This window comes from Thalassospira marina (genome assembly GCF_002844375.1).
Classification (GTDB): domain Bacteria; phylum Pseudomonadota; class Alphaproteobacteria; order Rhodospirillales; family Thalassospiraceae; genus Thalassospira; species Thalassospira marina.
Map to the genome: position 1 here is coordinate 2656792 of NZ_CP024199.1, position 17051 is coordinate 2673842.

A 17051-nucleotide genomic window follows, 5' to 3' on the forward strand; every position below is an offset into this window, starting at 1 on the left:
TGCCCCGGGCAAACAGGCAAAACACGTATTTTGCCCGGTTTTCGGTCCGTTTTGTTGTGTCGTCAATTCTTTAGGCCTTGTTTTTGTTATAGACATCGAAAATCACCGCGGCGAGCAACACCAGGCCCTTAATGACCTGCTGCCAGTCAATACCGACACCGACAATCGACATACCGTTATTCATAACGCCCATGATCAGGGCGCCGACGACAGCGCCGATAATTTTACCGACCCCGCCAGACATGGACGCGCCACCGATAAAGACGGCTGCGATCACGTCAAGCTCAAAGGCAATACCCGCTTTCGGGGTTGCCGTATTCAATCGCGCAGCAAAAACCAGCCCGGCCAAACCGGCCAGCATGCCCATATTGGCAAAAGTCAAAAAGGCCAGCTTACGGGTATTGATGCCCGAAAGCTGGGCGGCCTTTTCATTGCCCCCCATTGCATAAATGCGGCGGCCAATGGTGGTGCTGTTGGTAACAAAGGTGAAAATCGCAATCAGAACCGCCATCACGATCAGCACATTGGGCAGGCCGCGATAGGTGGAAAGCAGATAGGCGATATAAAGAATGGCAAGGCCCGCAATGGCGTGCTTGGCGGCAAAAAATGCCATTGGTTCTTCGACCACGGCAAAACGGGCCTGCTTGGCACGCGACCGCAAACCCAAGACCGGCAAAATAACGGCCACAGCGATGCCAATGATCATGGAAAAGACGTTAAAGCGCCCTTCGATCATGCCGCTAAAAATATCAGGCACAAAGCCCGATGACATTAACTGGAAGTTTGACGGAAACGGCCCGACAGATGCGCCGCCCAACAATGCCAGCGTCAAACCACGAAACACCAGCATGCCAGCCAGCGTGACAATGAAGGAAGGAATGCGCCAATAGGCCACCCAATAGCCCTGGGCACAGCCGATCAGCCCCCCCACGATCAGGCAGGCCGGAATCACAACAATCGTTGGCAAATCCCACTGCACCGACATAACCGCGGCCAATGCCCCGATAAAGCCGACAACCGACCCCACCGACAGGTCGATATTGCCACCAACGATAACCAGCAGCATGCCCACCGCCATGATGATGACATAGCTGTTTTGCAGGAAAAGGTTGGTCAGATTGACCGGCTTCATCAAGACGCCATCGGTCAGATACTGAAAGAATGCCATGATCGCGATCAGGGCCAGAACCATGCCATATTCGCGGGTGTGTGTACGCAGGTAATAGCCGATATTTTTGCTGGAAGTCTCAGTCATTGGTCCGTCCTCACCCCTTCAGGATCATGTGCATGATCTTTTCCTGGCTGGCTTCGCTTGCGGCCAGCTGTCCCTTGATTTCGCCTTCATTCATCACATAAATGCGGTCGCACATGCCCAGAAGTTCCGGCATTTCCGACGAGATCATGATGACCCCTTTGCCGTCGGCAGCCAGTTGATTGATAATGGAATAGATTTCGTATTTCGCACCGACATCGATGCCGCGTGTCGGCTCGTCGAGGATCAGAACCTCAGGCCCGGCAAACAGCCATTTCGACAGAACCACCTTTTGCTGGTTCCCGCCCGAAAGATTGACCACCTTCTGCGCGACATTAGGGGTGCGAATATTGATTTTCTGGCGGTATTCCTCGGCAACGCCGCGTTCGGCACCGTCATTTAAAACACCGCGTTCCGAAACACCGGGCAAATTGGCCAGGGTAATATTGGTAGTGATGCTTTCCTCAAGGATCAGGCCCATTTCCTTGCGATCCTCGGTCACATAGGCAAGCCCTGCATCAATGGCGCGTTCAACGGTTGAAACATCCACCGTCTTGCCATTCATCACGACCTCGCCCGTGATATCAAGACCATAGGACCGGCCAAAGATGCTCATGGCAAGTTCGGTGCGCCCTGCCCCCATCAAACCGGCAATACCAACCACCTCGCCCGCCGCGACATCGATATTCACGTTTTTTATCAGTTGCTTGGTCGGGTGCAGCGGGTGATAGCACGACCAGTTGCGGACCTCCATGATGGTCGCGCCAATATTGGGCGTCCGATCCGGATAACGGTGCGCCATATCACGCCCGACCATATCCTTGACGATATCGTCCTCGCTGATCTGGCCTTCATGGCAATCAAGTGTTGAAACTGCCTTGCCGTCACGAATAACCGTGATGCGGTCGGCAACACGGCTGATTTCGTTCAGCTTGTGCGAAATCAGGATCGAGGTAATGCCCTGATTACGAAATTCGATCAAAAGGTCCAGCAGCTTCTGGCTGTCATTTTCCTGCAGGGACGATGTTGGCTCGTCCAGAATAAGAAGTTTCACTTCCTTGGACAGGGCCTTGGCAATTTCCACAAGCTGCTGTTTGCCCACACCAATATTGGTCACCAGGGTATTGGGGGCTTCACGCAGGCCAACCTTGCCTAAAAGTTCGGTCGTTCTGGCAAATGTCTTGGGCCAGTTGATGACACCATTTTCAGACAGTTCATTACCAAGAAAGATATTTTCCGCGATAGACAGCAACGGCACCAGGGCCAGTTCCTGGTGAATAATGATAATGCCGCGATCCTCGCTATCGCGGATATCACGAAATTCCTGAATTTTGTCGTCGAACAGAATATCGCCTTCATAGGTGCCGTGCGGGTAAACCCCGCTCAGAACCTTCATCAGCGTTGATTTTCCTGCACCATTTTCGCCGCACAGGGCATGGATTTCGCCCCGGCGCACCTTAAGGTTAACATCATCAAGCGCCTTCACACCTGGGAAGGTCTTTGTGATATTGCGCATCTCCAGGATGGTATCCATCCGGTCCTCCCGCATGCCGGGCTATGCCGGCTCCCTTCTTAAAAACGCGACCCGTGATCTGGGTAACGGGCCTGTTGCCACCTGCTTTTTGCGGCGGCTTTGGGTTATCCTGCAAAAGCGGGCGGCGCATCTTCACCGCCCGTTTCGCACATCATGCACGAGGCATTCTTATTTGACCTGGTCAGCGCTGTAATAACCCGAACCAACCAGCACACCTTCCCAGTTGCTTTTATCAACAAGGACCGGTTCCAGCAGGTAGGACGGCACAACCTTGACGCCATTGTCGTAGGTTTTGGTGTCGTTCACGGTCGGCTCGTTGCCAGCCAGAACATCATTGACCATACTGACCGTGACACGCGCCAGTTCACGGGTATCCTTGAACACGGTTGAATATTGTTCACCTGCAAGGATCGACTTAACCGACGGCAATTCGGCATCCTGGCCGGTCACGATCGGCATTTTCATATCGCCCGAGCCATAACCAACACCCTTGAGCGAGGACAGAATACCAATCGACAGCCCGTCATAAGGCGAAAGCACACCATCGACCTTTTCGTCGGTGTAATAGGCTGAAAGCAGGTTATCCATACGGGCCTGGGCAACGGCACCATCCCAACGCAGGGTACCAACCTTGTCCATGCCGGTCTGGCCGGATTTGATAACGATTTTGCCTTCGTCGATCAGCGGCTGCAGAACCGACATGGCACCGTTATAGAAGAAATAGGCGTTGTTATCGTCGGGCGAGCCGCCAAACAGTTCAACATTATACGGGCCATCGCCGCGCGATGCCAAACCGTCCACCAGCGAGGTTGCCTGCAAGACGCCAACCTTGAAGTTATCGAAGGTCGAATAATAATCGACATCGCCGCTATCGCGGATCAGGCGGTCATAGGCAAAAACCTTGATCCCGGCGGCCTTGGCATTTGCCAGGGCATTGGACAGGGTCGAACCATCGATGGCGGCAATCACCAGCACATCGACCCCCTTCACGATCATGTTTTCGATCTGGGAAAGCTGGTTGGGAATGTCGTCTTCTGCATATTGAAGGTCGGTTTTATAACCGGCTTCTTCAAACTGCTTGACCATCGAATCGCCATCCGAAATCCAGCGGGCGGAAGATTTGGTCGGCATGGCAATTCCGACAAAGCCCTTGTCAGCAGCATGGGCGGCAGACATGCCAAAACCACCAGGCAATGCAGGGGCAAAAGTTGCGGCTGCGCCAAAGGCAATGCCGGCCAAAACGGCACTCAGACGTTTCATTATGTTTTCTCCCTAATGACACGGCAATTTCCGGCATTCGCCTTTCTGGTTAAGGCACCGGGTGCCCGTCCTTGCCGTGTAGCGTTTTTTGCGTTGCGACTGCCATTTTCCAATGGCGCCGACCGCGCAATATTCCGTTGCTTCGCCATAACATTCAAATAATGAAAACTGAACATTGCATATCAAAAATGATATGCTTTAACTTTCCGTTCTTCCTTCGGGTTTTTGCAGGGGCCGCCCTAATGAGTAACACCGCCAATCAACCGGAAATGTCACCGGCCCAAACCCTGCTTTCCGGGTCGGGTAACCTGTTTAAACGCGGGCTTAAAATCAGCCATCTGCGCATGATTGTCGCAATGGAGGAAACCGGTCAGATCAGCCTTGCCGCGGCGATGTTAAAAACATCGCAACCCGCCGCATCGCGCCTGTTATCGGAAATGGAAGATATGCTGGGCGCGCGCCTGTGTGAACGTGGTGCGCGCGGTGTGGAAATGACCAATGCGGGCCGCGCCCTGGCCCAGCGTGCGCGCACCATGCTGATTGAAATGCGCGAGGCCGAACGCGAAATCGAGGACATCAAAAATGGCGGCGGCACCGTTTTTATCGGCGCGGTGACGGCTGCGGCGGTTGACCTTGTGGTGCCGGTGGTGCGCGATATTCAATCGCGCAATGCCCGGTTCGAGGCACAGGTAACCATTGGCCCGTCGCATATCCTGATCAAAAGCCTGCTGGCGGGGGAGTATGATTTTATAATCGGCCGTGTACCGCAGGATGTGGACCCGCGCCTTTTTAACATCTGGCAAATCCGCAGCGAAAAAATCCGCCTGCTGGTACGCAAGGGCCACCCGCTTCTGGCACATAACCCGGTATCGCTGGCACAGCTTGCCCAATATGAATGGATATTGCCGCCGCCCGGCAACCTGATGCGCCGCACGATCGAGGATGTTTTTATCGCCCAAAATCTGCCCCTGCCCCATTCCGGGCTGAATACGGCATCCCTTCTTGTCACGCTTGCGGCAATCATGGATAGCGATGCCGTCGCTCCGATGGCCGAGGAGGTCACACCCCTGCTAACGCGGGGTGGTGCCATTACCGAACTGCCTTTAACCGAAGCCATCGAAATCAAACCCTACAGCCTGTTAACCGCCGCAGGCCACCGCCTGTCACCATCGGCGCAAATGGTGTCGGATCATATTCTAGCAAAGATTGATCTGGCGGCGAAAACGCAAACGAAAATGCCTGAAACACCATAAGGAGGACATGACAGTTCTGGCGGCCCGGATTTTGGCTTTCGCTCACAAATATTCCATCCTATGATGGGGTTCTCCCCGCACGAAAACAGGTCATCCGTGGCATTCATTGCCAACGGATATTGTGTGCTGGTTTGCATGTCACACCCTATGGCAGCAATACCCCAAAGCCTTGCCAACCAGCAGTTTGACCCGCGATCCCATCATTGCTGCAGCTATACAATAAGCTGATTGACAGGGTGATCCCTGACGATTAATGCCCTGCCTCTCGCCCGTTATGCCGGGTGAATTTCAGGTTTCCATCCCCTGACATATCCCAAATCAATTTATGCCATCAGCTTGCCGCAAAGCGCCGCCATATGGGGCCGCCTTGAGCAGGGAATACGAATGCAGTTGCCTTATCCAACGAACCTGATTGTCATCACCGGCGGCCCCGGTGCAGGCAAAACCACATTGATCAATTATTTAAATGAACGCGGATACGAAACCAGCCCCGAGGTTGCCCGCAACGTTATTGAAAACCAGCAGGAGCGCGGCGGAAATGCCCTGCCCTGGCAGGATAATGAAGCCTATAGCGGGCTGATGACACGCGGTTCCATTCGCGCCTGGCGCGATGGCATGGCCCAGGACCCGTTAACGGTATTTTTTGACCGTGGCCTGCCCGATACACTGGCCCATCGCCGGGTTTCAGGATTGGGCGAGGATATCGGCCTGAAACGGGCCATTGAAACCTATCGCTATCGCCGGTCGGTTTTCATTTTGCCGCCCTGGGCCGAAATATACAAAACCGATAGCGCCCGAACACAAAACTTCGCCGAGGCCGTCAGGACCTATGTGGTTTTGTACCGGACCTATCTTGAATGCGGGTACGAACCTGTCGAAATCCGCAAAGGCCCGGTTGAACAACGGGCCGCACAAATACTGGCACGGTTAAAGCTGTGACCAGCAAAAAACAAAAACAGACCAAACGAGCAAACCATGAAGAAACCCATCTGCCGCCCCCTGTTGGCGGCAGCCCTGTGCCTTGGCAGCATCCTGCCTGCCAAGGCCGCCTACGCCGCATGTTATGACTGGCCATTGCGCCAGCGTGGCGGTGAATATGCCTATGATGGCGATACCATTTATGTGCTGATCCCTGGCCTGCCCGGCGAAATTGCCCAAATGTCAGTTCGGGTGCGCGGGGTGGATACCCCTGAAATTCGCGGTAAATGCGCCAGCGAAAAGGAACTGGCAAGCAAGGCCCGCGATTATGCGAGGCAAAGCCTGAAACAGGCGCAAAAGGTTGAATTTTGCGAGCCTGAATGGGGCCGATATGGCGGGCGCGTGGTGGCATCTGTGCGTATTGATGGCCGCGCCCTTGATGAAGACCTGATCAAGGAAGGCCTTGCCCGCCCCTATGATGGTAAAACCAAACGTGCGCCCTGGTGCAGCTAGCCACCGCCACCACACAGCATTGAAACGCAAAACCGGCGGCACATCTGGCCGCCGGTTTTGTTTGTACTGTGTTCAACGAAGATCACACCACTTTCGTCCTGATGAAACGGAAACCTAAAAATTCCCCGGTGCACATTGCAGGCAGGTCAGGCCCATATCACGCCATTTATCCACCACCGACTGGCGATCATCGATGACAAGCCAAGGGGCAAATCCATCCTTGCGGATCTGGGCTAACAGGTCTTCTTTGACATCTTCGTCACTTCGATGGTCAGCATCAACCGGGCGCAGATAAACACCATCGAATGGTATTTCATGGGCCTTCAGCCAGGCCTCTGTCCGGATGCGCCAACCTTCGGGGCGGCCGGTGCAAATCACAATCGCCTGCCCGGTGCCGTGCAAAATACGCAGCAACCGTTCAATATCGGCCACCGGGGCCGTATCGTCCATCGCATCAAAAAAGGCATCCCAGTGCTTGACCGGGCCATGCACCAGGTGGCCCAATGCATCAACATCAAATTCGGCCAACGTGCCGTCCACATCAAACACCACAGCCGGGCGCGGTGCGGTTTCAGATACCGGGTTCATCGTAAGGCTTTGGCTCATTATCCGGTTTCCTGATCACTATTATTCTCGGGCTGGCCCAGCTGTTCATAATGCCAGCGGCCATCCGTCGGGGTGAATTTAAAGGGTGTCGCATTCATGATGCGCGGGCCATCGGCGGCAAAACCGGTTAAATGCAAAATGCAGCGCATCACGCCAGAATGCCCGACCACCAGGGTCAGGCCCTGCGTTTCATCATGGTTGGCAAGCGCAATATTCAGCGCATCGCACACCCGTTTGCACATATCGTTAAAGGGTTCACCGGCAGGCGGTGTTTCAAATCGCGGGCAGATTTCGGTTACCGGGCGACCTTCCAGGTCGCCCCAATGGCGTTCGCGCAAACCGGGCAGCAATGTGGGCGCCCAGCCCGGCATTGCCAGTTCGGCGGTATTGCGCGCGCGTTGCTGCGGGCTGGCAAAAACCGCCCGCCAGCGCCAGCTTGCCAGCAGCGGGGCTGCTGCACGGGCCTGTTTTTCGCCCGTCGCATTCAGGGGGACATCAGTGGACCCGGCAATGGTGCCGGTGCGGTTGGCTTCGGTTTCGCCGTGACGCATAAAAACAAACGGCACGGCGGGCATATCATAATGCCAATAGGGAAAAATCATCATCCTGCCTTAAAGATAGAACCGGTCCGATAGCTGTAACCGGCCTTCAAACCCTTCCACAAGGCCGAATTCCTCGGGCCGGGTGCAAAACAGCGGAACGATCTGCAAGGCATGGCAGGTTTGGGCAAGTTCCACCACATCGCGCAAACGCGGATGCACATTCCAGCGGTGAAACTCACCCTTCCCCTCGCTAACGATACGGCGGGCGGTTTCCGACATATGCCCTGTATAAATCACCTTGGCATCCTGGCCCAGACGGCCCTGTTCCTGCCACTTGCGGGTGATTTCGCCCGATGCCCCCTTGGTGCCGCAGGGTGAATGGCACAATAGCAGGCGCGCATTGGGGTTAAATTCGCGGGCCTTCGCACTTAGACGGCGCAAGTCGCTGATGGCACCGCTATGGACAAAATCCTGCCCGCCCGGTGCCAGCACCTGCTGCACCCGGCCAAAGCACCGCATATCCATTGTCCAGTCGGTAAAGCCGTGCCGTTCAAACAGCAAAGCCATTTCAGCAGCCCGGCCACTGGGCGGTACGGGGAACAGAACTTGCCCGTCAAATCCGGCAACGGCCCCCAAAAGGCCATCAATCCGGTCGCGCTGCGATACATTATCCATGCCATAGGATGCATCACACAGTATCGTCGCGGCATCGGGCGCCTGATCATATAAAAAGTAATCCGATTCTGTGCAGATATCACCGGTATAAAGCACGCCACCTGCCACATCGAAATGCAGCCAGACACCACCAAAAGCATGGCCGGTTCGCCCGGTGGTAACGGTTACGCCATCCACCTGAATTTCGCCAAATGCCGGCAGAATATTCACATCCGCGCCAGCCGGCAGGGATTTGGCCGTAACAGCCGTGCAGTAAATCGGCAGGCCCGCCTCAATTGCATAATGGGCCGCACCAATATGATCAACATGATCATGGCTGATGAAAACGGCGTTAACTTTTGTCAGCCAGGCCGGGTCAAATCCCGGTTCATTTTCCAGTCCGTCACCACAATCAAGCAGCCAGCGCCGGTTTAAAAAATCCAGCCGGATACAGGCCGGGGCCTTTTCCCCCAGCCCCGACAATACACGAATACCCGCCGCCATTATGCAGCCTCCTGGCGTGAAAAAACCCATCCATCACGGATCGAAAGTGAAATGCGCTCGCCAATACGGGCGCGCTGATTGCTGTAAACCGGCAGGGATTGCTGATTATCAAGCTGTACCAGCAGGCGAAACCGCCCCCCCAGATAAACACAATCATCGACCCGGCCCCCCAGGCTGCCGGTATCATCAACGGTGATATCCTCGGGCCGCAAACACAGGCCAAGGCCACCAGCCGGGTTATTATGTGCATCGGTCAGGTTCGTCGGGTTAGCTTGGACCGTGACTGAATTGCCATTTGCCGGGCCATGACCATTATTTTGTGAAAATGCCGCGCAGGCAGCCTGGCTGATGCGTGCGGTAATGCTGGCATCGCCCAGGCGCACGGCACAGCGCCCTCCACCCTGCAGGGTAATACCACCAACCGGCAAAACCGCGCCTGCCCCCACAAACCCGGCGACCATCTGGTCGCTTGGTTCACGATACAGGGTTTCGGGGGCGGCCATCTGGCGAATATGCCCACGATCCATCACCGCGATCCGATCGGCCATTGCCATGGCTTCGGCCTGATCATGGGTCACATAAATCATCGTGGCACCCGTCCGGCGGTGAAAATCCAGAAATGCGTCCTGCATGGTTTCACGCAAATGCACGTCCAGATTTGCCAGTGGCTCGTCCAACAATACCGCGCGCGGTTCCATCACCAGGCAGCGCGCCAGGGCAACGCGCTGGCGCTGCCCACCGCTTAGCTCGGATGGTGAACGATCGGCATAATCTTCCAGCGATACAATCGACAGCGCATCACGAATGCGCCGGTCGCGTTCCGCCCGCGACATTTTGCGCACTTCCAGCGGATAACCCACATTGCGCGCCACCGGCATATGCGGCCACAGCGCATAGGACTGAAACACGATGCCCAGATTACGGTCTTCAGGGGCTACCATGCGCCGTGATTGCCCGTCAGCCACCACCTGCCCGGCCAGCGAAATGGTGCCATCATCGGGTTCTTCAAACCCGGCAAGCAACCGCAGCAATGTGGTTTTGCCACAGCCCGACGGCCCCAGCAGGGCAACAAATTCGCCATCGGCAATATCAAGCGATACGTTATTGACCGCTCGGTAATCGCCAAATCGTTTGGTGACATTGTGTAAATTTATGACTGCCACGGTATGACTCCCTTGGGCAGGTGACGCGAGGCCAGTTGAAAACCGGTCATCAGGGCAATCACAACCCCAACCACCAGCACGGCCACCGCCGATGCCAGGACGCTATCGCCACTGTCATCAAGATTGAAAATCAGAACGCCCAGCGTTTCATTGCCCGCCGACCACAGCAGGGCTGAAACGGTCAGTTCGTTAAACGCGGTCAAAAACACCAGCAATGCCCCGGCCGCCGCCGCAGGTGCCGCCAATGGCAGCAAAATATCGCGCAACCGCCGCGCAAGCCCTGCCCCGCAGGCCTGGGCGGCCTCTTCCAATGCGGGGTCAAGCTGCATGAAGCTGTTCATCACCGGGCGTAGCGCAATGATCAAAAACCGCGCCAGATAGGCAACAAAGATAATCGCCAGCGTGCCATACAGACTGATATCCAGCACCGGAATGCGAATGAACAGCAAGATACAGGCAATCGCCAGCACCACACCGGGCAAGGCATAGGGAATTTCGACCAGCAGATTGACAAGTTTGGTCAGCCGTGTGGGGCGGCGCACAATCACATAGGCCAGCGGCAGGCAAATACCGACCAGCACAATTGCCGCCCCGACCGACAGGATCAGGCTGTTATGAAAGGCACGGATGGTGGCAGGCTGCACAAACAGCACCTGATAGAAGGCATCAAAACTGAAATTATCAATGCCCAGCCGCACACCAAAAGCTGGCACCAGCGACGTTGCCACCAGGGCCATTAACGGCACCACCAGTATGGCGATCAACACCGCCCACAACGCAATTTCAACAATCACACGCCGGGCACCCAAACGAATATCCAGTGGTCTGCCAACGACCCCCATCAGGCGGTAATCACGTTTGCCCAGCAAATGGTGATGCAGCAACACGCCCAAAACAGCGATCACACCAATCAGCATCGCCAGCACCGAAACCTCGCCCAGTGCCGCGGGGCCAAAGCTGGATAATTTCCGGTAAATCAGGGTTGGCAGGGTAATGTAATTGCCAGGAATACCCAGCATCGCCTGTATGCCAAAATTCCCCAATGCGGTGACAAAGGCCATTGCCGTGCCCGCAATCAGGCCGGGGCTGGTCAGGGGTAAAATCACCTGCCACCACAAACGCCCGCCGCGCGCACCAGCAAGCCTTGCGGCTTCCACCTGTTCGCGGGGCAGCAGGCGCAAATTGGCCCGCAGGGTTAAAAACACGATCGATGCATGCTGAATACCCAGCAGCAGGGCAATCCCCTCGGCGGAATAAAGCGGCTGGGGCGATCCAAGGGCGGGCGCCATGCCTATGGCATTTAACAGCGCACTGCTTGGCCCGGTCAATTGCACCCAGGCAAGGGCGGTAATTTGCGGCGGGATCATCATCGGGATCATGAAGCAAAAAACCAGCGCTGCTTTTGCCCGAATATCGGTTAGCGCTACCAGAAAGGCAAATGCCCCGCCAATCAGCACCGAAATCGCCGTGCCCAATGCCGCTGTATAAAGGCTGTGCGCAGTCGCGCGCCATGTCTGGCTGCTTTGCATGACATCACGCAAATAATCCAGGCTGGGCATGCCCTGCACAAAAAGGCCCTCTGCCGCCAAACGCAGCATTGGCAAAACTGAAATAAAAATGACCGGCACAAACAGCAAGGGCAGCAACCGGTCCGAAAACCGGTTACCCCCCACATGTCTGTCAGATGCTGCCAGCCAGCGTCCGACAGCCTGCATTATTCAGCCCCGAACATCTCGGCGAACTTTTTCTTGTTCGCTTCTGCATTTTTCAGGGAAACGGCCGGGTCAAACGCCATCAGTTTGATATCTTTGCGCGCGGGGAAACCGGCGGGCAGGTCCATATCGTTGCGTGCCGGTATATACCCCATATCCAGCACCAGCTTCTGCCCCTTGTCCGACAGCACGAAATCAACAAATTTGTGCGCGACATCGACGTTTTTGGCAGTTTTTAAAATTGCGACCGGTTCGGTCACATAGGTAACGCCTTCGCTGGGGAACACAAAATCAACCGGCGAGCCATCGGCCTTGCCCCGCAGCGCCAGGAAGTCGACCACAACGCCATAGGGCTTTTCACCGGATGCAACAGCCTTGAAAGTGCCGCCGTTACCACCCTGTGCACGGGCCTTGTTGTCAGCCAGGGCCTGGTAATAATCCCAACCCAGATCAGGGTTTTCCGTCAGGGTTGAAAGATGGATCAGCGCGGCACCGGAATAAAGCGGGCTTGGCATCACGATCTGGTTTTTCAGGGCCGGATCAGCCAGGTCTTTCCACGAGGTCGGTTTTCTTGAAACGCCGGTATTATAAACAATGCCGGTCGTGATCAGCTTGGTCGAATAATAGTAACCGTCGGCGTCATAAAGGGCCGGCTCATAGGCTTTTGCTTCGGGCGATTTATAGGCCTGAAGCTGCCCCTGCTGCTTCATCCCTTCAAGGGTAACGGTATCAGCGATCAGCAATACATCCGGGCGCGGGTCGCCTGCCGCAATTTCGGCACCCAGTTTCGCCATCAATTTGGTGGTGCCATCACGCACCCAATCCACTTCGATGTCCGGATATGCTGCCTTGAAGGCATCGACGGTGGTTTGCGCATCCTGGTTGGGCTGGCTGGTATAAAGAACCAGTTTTTCGGCAGCCTGCCCTACGAACGGCAACATCATTGTGGCGGATGCCACGGCAGCAAGAAGCACTTTACGCATCATAAATCTCCTGAACCGGTGAAACGCACTAAGGTTTCGAACGAAAACAACGTGAGGGGGACGCTACCGATATTTTCATAACAGTTGTGTGACAAAGCTGAGAATTTAATGTTTCAACTGTGATTACGGGCTTCTCAGCCGCTTTTTCGCATCGCTATAATCACATCAAAGCGAAACTGAAACTTTCGTGCGAAAACATTAAAGGTTGTTAGATGCCCCGTCCCGTGCCCATCGAAAACCGTCGCGACCGCATTGTCGCACTGGTCAAAACCTGTGGCTTCATGGCTGTCGAGGAACTGGCACGCCGGTTCAATGTATCGGTGCAAACAATCCGGACCGATCTTCGCGACTTACAGGAACAGGGGCGAATTTTTCGCCGCCATGGCAAGGCCGGTCCAGCACCGGCACCGGACAATACCAGCTATGAAAATCGCGAAGTCTGGAACCGCAATGGCAAACGCGCGCTGGCAACAAAACTGACCAGCCTGATCCCCGAAGGCTGCACCATTGCCATTGGCACCGGCACGACGGCCGAACTGGCGGCACAAAGCCTGGTGCAACATCGCAATTTAACGGTGCTGACCAACAATATTCATGTGGTGCTGACACTGCAAAATGCGCCGGGTGTGACCTTGCGCCTGTCGGGCGGCACCATACGCACCCGCGATCTCGATGTTATTGGTGCTGACAGCGCCGATTTCTTTGGCTGTTACCGCGCCGATTTTGGCATTGTCAGTGTGGGTGGCATGGCGCCCGAAGGCGATTTGATGGATTTCAACATGGATGAGGTCCGCGCACGTCGCGCCCTGGTGCAATGCTGTGACCATGCAATTTTGCTGGTCGATGACCGTAAAATCGGCCGCAAGGCCCTGTGCCGTGACGGCCATGCCAGCGATTTTCGCACCGTCATTTTGAATTCACCACCATCCGATGCCCTGCAAAAAAGGCTGGTGCAATCCCGCACCAGCCTCATTATTGCGTCATGATGGGTATTTTGCAGGCACGTCGCCAAGAACCGGCATCACACGACGTCCAGGATCATTTCCTTGGACACTGTCAAATCACCGGAAATGCGCAGGCACTGGTTGGGGTCGACGGCGATCCAGCTATCGCTTTCAGTATCAAGCGGCTCTGACACCACAATCACCTGCTTGCCGCGCTTGCGGTAATAAAGCGATGGCGGCTTGTCATCATTGGCGTAACGCACGGCGCACAGGTTTTCGCCGTCGCTCAGGCAGGCGGTAAAACGGAATGGCGCGGTAATGTTGTGGCGCTTCATTGCCGATTCCACCGTTTCAATCGCCTTGCGAATGGCCCGCTGAGCATCATTTTCCAGCCCGAAGCTCAGCATCAGGTAAAAAATCAGTTCGCTATCGGTCGTGCCCTGGCGGGAACAGTAATATTTGTCGTCAATCAGGGCTTCCAGTTCACGCCGAACCAGCCGGTAATCACCAATCTGCCCATTATGCATGAACAGGTATTTATCAAACGCAAAAGGATGACAATTGGCACGGCTGGTACCAGTACCCGTTGATGCACGGACATGGGCAAAAAACAGCCCTGATTCAATATTATGCGCCAGTGATTGCAGGTTGGCGTCATTCCATGCCGGCAGAATTTCGCGATACAGGCCCGGAGTATTGCGATGGCCATACCAGCCAATCCCGAAGCCGTCGCCATTGGTTGGCGTTTTAGCCTCTTCGGCGTGCAGGCTTTGCGCCACCAGCGAATGTTTGGGTTCAAATACCAGACTATCGAGGTAAACAGGCTCCCCGATATAACTCAACCAACGGCACATTTATGCTCTCTCCCCGATTTTGCCCGACAGGTCAGGACCAGGGCCCAATCTATGCCGCCAAACTACAGTGCGGTCAATGTTCTATAACCATTTTAAACCTGCGACACCCCGCATGGCTGGCATGCGACACCCCACACAATCACATCCAACTGCATAGTTGCTGGCGTTGGAGGATGGAATATCCCTGATGCAGCCTGATCAATGCTTTAAACACACTTGATAAATAGCATCGTGCCACTGGCGAGAAATCCAATACCAGTTTAGCGCCGTTTAAAATGGCAGAAGGCCGTTATCTGCTAACGCGAAATGTAAAAGGCCCGGGAAATACAAATAAAGCACTTGCCATGTCGTCGGATTATCCGTATTTTCCGCGCCACAAAATGAGTCGTGCTGGTGTAGCTCAGCTGGTAGAGCGGCGCATTCGTAATGCGTAGGTCGTAGGTTCAAATCCTATCACCAGCACCATTTTGGCCTTACAAAAACCCGTCAATGCCGGTCCGCCGTGCAAAGACGGGTTTTTTGTTTCTGGCCCAATCGCTCGCACGCTGCCCTGTGTTTCGCCTCTGCATGCAACTCTCCGCATCAGCCACGACATATTATCACTGTCACATGCTCTGGGGCCTTAGACAGACCTTCTGCCCCCGGCCACAACCAGCCCCCCCTCTCTGTTTTGCATCTCACACGTCGGTAACCTGCCCGCAAAAAATTTTGGGAAAAGTTTTCACAAATGACGCGCGGATACGTCATTTGCAAAAACGGCTGCGCCCATAGCGCTACCCGCTACAGGGGCAAACAGATGCGCAGAACCAGACCAGGATCATAGGAGGCAGAAACCCGGAAATTTCGTCATGCATTGACGTTTGGTGTGCCCGTTCGCACTGAACAATCGGAAATAGAGTCGCATATTGCACCACGGTCCGGTGCAGCCCCTGCGCCATATCCCCTCCATTTGCCCTGCTGGGCCCATGGCACGTAAAAAGTTTGGTCAAATTACAACCATAACGTGCAAAATAGAAAAAACATCACAATTCAAACGACGCCACGTCATACTTGAAGGCGAATACAGCGCACAATTTTAAGTTGTATTTAAAATCAGGGGAGACTTGTGGTGGGTAATATTTATCGCAATAAAATCAATTTCAGACAGGCCGGAGACGCAGTTACACTGCATTATATTTTACCGACACGGCAGCTACACACCGCACTAACCGCAACCAACGAGGGTCATCCGAGCGTGACCCCGACCTATATGGAGCCACCATCTTTTTTTGCCTATTGGCGCAGCATTGCGCGCAGCAAAAATACAACCCATGCGGAAGAATCCGTTCAGCAGGATCACACGTTACACTGCAACACCTGCAACACCAGCACCTTTCACGCGCATTCACACCATGCGCAATCGCCCCTGACCACGGGCCTGCAATCCATCGAACCGGCAATACCGCACCCAAGCAGCCCCGGCGTCGGTCAGGAACACGCCCCGGAAAATTATCGGGACACAACAATTCCCGAACTGCGCGCCAACAACTGGGCCCTACCACAAAACACCCATATGTCGGCAGGGCATTTTGATGCCAACTGGCAATATCAACGCCCCTGCACGGTCGATAACAGCCCCTGGCCAAATGCAATCAGCCAAAGCCTGCTACCCCACCTTCCCGTGGAAAGCCCGCAGGCCAAGGGTCAGATACAGCACGTTCGGGAAACCACAACCAATCCGGCCCTGGTCGTCCGGCCAGGAGATGCCACACCGGATATTGAAACAAGGTGTGATCCCCAGACCTACGCGGCATCAATGGCGCCCAATTTCTGGCCATTATGGATTGCCCAGCGTGACAGCCTTTTACGGCAATGCCTGAAACTGATGTCGGGGAATATGGATGATGCGCAAGATGCCCTTTCCGAAGCGATGGTAAAAGCATCGGTGAAATTTGAAGAATCGATGGACGAGATTCGCAATCACCGCGCCTGGCTTTCGCGCATTGTGCACAATGCCTGCATCGATCTGCACCGGCAAAACCGGCGCAAAGCCGAATATCACGAAGAAACCCACAATACCGAGGACGAATCCCAACCCAGCATTTCACGCCAGGATGTCGCCACCCCCGAACAGAAAGCCCTGACCGGCGAGATGTTTTCCAATCTGGAACGCGCCCTGTCAGACCTGCCGGAAAAACTGCGCCGCCCGCTTTTAATGCGCTGCGTGCAGGACCAGTCCTATGACGAAATTGCCGAAAATCTGGGCCTAACCAATTGTGCTGTGCGTAAACGGGTGCAGCTTGCCCGTGATCATTTGAAAGGCTGCGATATACGATAGTTCCGCCCCGGAGGGGTTACCCGTTTTTCGCAAACCACCAAC

At 55.0% G+C, this 17051-nt stretch carries 15 protein-coding genes and 1 tRNA gene; 6 read left to right on the top strand and 10 right to left on the bottom strand.

What is annotated here, in order from left to right; all coding sequences use genetic code 11:
- Window positions 1–70: 70 nt before the first annotated feature.
- The 3 genes from mmsB to chvE all read right to left on the bottom strand — a co-directional run bounded on the left by mmsB (window position 71) and on the right by chvE (window position 4046).
- Window positions 71–1255, bottom strand: coding sequence for a multiple monosaccharide ABC transporter permease (gene mmsB, locus CSC3H3_RS12120; RefSeq protein ID WP_101264497.1), 1185 nt, complete (start codon window positions 1253–1255; stop codon window positions 71–73).
- Between the two features lie 10 nt (window positions 1256–1265).
- Window positions 1266–2786: a multiple monosaccharide ABC transporter ATP-binding protein gene (gene mmsA, locus CSC3H3_RS12125; RefSeq protein ID WP_101284974.1), complete on the bottom strand. Its 1521-nt coding sequence runs from the start codon at window positions 2784–2786 to the stop codon at window positions 1266–1268.
- 168 nt (window positions 2787–2954) lie between these two features.
- Window positions 2955–4046, bottom strand: a complete 1092-nt coding sequence (gene chvE / locus CSC3H3_RS12130) for a multiple monosaccharide ABC transporter substrate-binding protein (protein WP_101264500.1) — start codon at window positions 4044–4046, stop codon at window positions 2955–2957.
- A gap of 242 nt (window positions 4047–4288) precedes the next feature.
- Here chvE and CSC3H3_RS12135 point away from each other — a divergent pair, with 242 nt between their 5' ends.
- The 3 genes from CSC3H3_RS12135 to CSC3H3_RS12145 all read left to right on the top strand — a co-directional run bounded on the left by CSC3H3_RS12135 (window position 4289) and on the right by CSC3H3_RS12145 (window position 6730).
- The gene (locus CSC3H3_RS12135; protein WP_101284975.1) at window positions 4289–5299 is read left to right on the top strand and encodes a LysR family transcriptional regulator; all 1011 of its coding nucleotides are present in this window, start codon (window positions 4289–4291) and stop codon (window positions 5297–5299) included.
- 384 nt (window positions 5300–5683) lie between these two features.
- Entirely contained in the window at window positions 5684–6238 is a 555-nt protein-coding gene (locus tag CSC3H3_RS12140; RefSeq protein ID WP_101264502.1) for an AAA family ATPase, read from the top strand.
- Between the two features lie 36 nt (window positions 6239–6274).
- On the top strand, window positions 6275–6730 hold the full coding sequence (locus CSC3H3_RS12145; RefSeq protein WP_101284976.1) for a thermonuclease family protein: 456 nt from the start codon (window positions 6275–6277) through the stop codon (window positions 6728–6730).
- A 114-nt stretch (window positions 6731–6844) separates the two neighbouring features.
- On the opposite strand, the gene CSC3H3_RS12150 is transcribed toward CSC3H3_RS12145, so the two are convergent.
- From CSC3H3_RS12150 to CSC3H3_RS12175, 6 genes are read right to left on the bottom strand one after another with little or no spacing between them, the layout of a single operon-like run.
- Window positions 6845–7336: a phosphatase domain-containing protein gene (locus tag CSC3H3_RS12150; RefSeq protein ID WP_245881101.1), complete on the bottom strand. Its 492-nt coding sequence runs from the start codon at window positions 7334–7336 to the stop codon at window positions 6845–6847.
- Window positions 7336–7911, bottom strand: coding sequence for a histidine phosphatase family protein (locus tag CSC3H3_RS12155; RefSeq protein WP_245881381.1), 576 nt, complete (start codon window positions 7909–7911; stop codon window positions 7336–7338). Before CSC3H3_RS12155 ends, CSC3H3_RS12150 begins: the two co-directional genes overlap by 1 nt.
- Before the next feature lie 36 nt (window positions 7912–7947).
- Window positions 7948–9036 (bottom strand): MBL fold metallo-hydrolase, encoded by a 1089-nt coding sequence (locus tag CSC3H3_RS12160; protein ID WP_172963420.1) that lies wholly within the window; start codon window positions 9034–9036, stop codon window positions 7948–7950.
- Window positions 9036–10199 carry an ABC transporter ATP-binding protein gene (locus tag CSC3H3_RS12165; protein WP_101284978.1) on the bottom strand — a complete coding sequence of 388 codons (1164 nt, stop codon included), beginning with the start codon at window positions 10197–10199 and terminating at the stop codon, window positions 9036–9038. The genes CSC3H3_RS12160 and CSC3H3_RS12165 overlap by 1 nt, the downstream gene beginning before the upstream one ends.
- Window positions 10187–11914, bottom strand: a complete 1728-nt coding sequence (locus CSC3H3_RS12170) for an ABC transporter permease (protein WP_101284979.1) — start codon at window positions 11912–11914, stop codon at window positions 10187–10189. The genes CSC3H3_RS12165 and CSC3H3_RS12170 overlap by 13 nt, the downstream gene beginning before the upstream one ends.
- A complete protein-coding gene (locus CSC3H3_RS12175) occupies window positions 11914–12897 on the bottom strand; it encodes an ABC transporter substrate-binding protein (RefSeq protein WP_245881102.1) in 984 nt (327 codons plus the stop codon). The genes CSC3H3_RS12170 and CSC3H3_RS12175 overlap by 1 nt, the downstream gene beginning before the upstream one ends.
- A 209-nt stretch (window positions 12898–13106) precedes the next feature.
- On the opposite strand from CSC3H3_RS12175, the gene CSC3H3_RS12180 reads away from it, so the two are divergent.
- Window positions 13107–13880 carry a DeoR/GlpR family DNA-binding transcription regulator gene (locus CSC3H3_RS12180; RefSeq protein WP_101284981.1) on the top strand — a complete coding sequence of 258 codons (774 nt, stop codon included), beginning with the start codon at window positions 13107–13109 and terminating at the stop codon, window positions 13878–13880.
- 35 nt (window positions 13881–13915) lie between these two features.
- On the opposite strand, the gene CSC3H3_RS12185 is transcribed toward CSC3H3_RS12180, so the two are convergent.
- A complete protein-coding gene (locus CSC3H3_RS12185; protein ID WP_101284982.1) occupies window positions 13916–14692 on the bottom strand; it encodes a class II glutamine amidotransferase in 777 nt (258 codons plus the stop codon).
- A 389-nt stretch (window positions 14693–15081) separates the two neighbouring features.
- Here CSC3H3_RS12185 and CSC3H3_RS12190 point away from each other — a divergent pair.
- A tRNA-Thr gene (locus CSC3H3_RS12190) sits at window positions 15082–15157 on the top strand.
- A 769-nt stretch (window positions 15158–15926) separates the two neighbouring features.
- Window positions 15927–17009, top strand: a complete 1083-nt coding sequence (locus CSC3H3_RS12195) for an RNA polymerase sigma factor (protein WP_157831888.1) — start codon at window positions 15927–15929, stop codon at window positions 17007–17009.
- Window positions 17010–17051 lie beyond the last annotated feature (42 nt).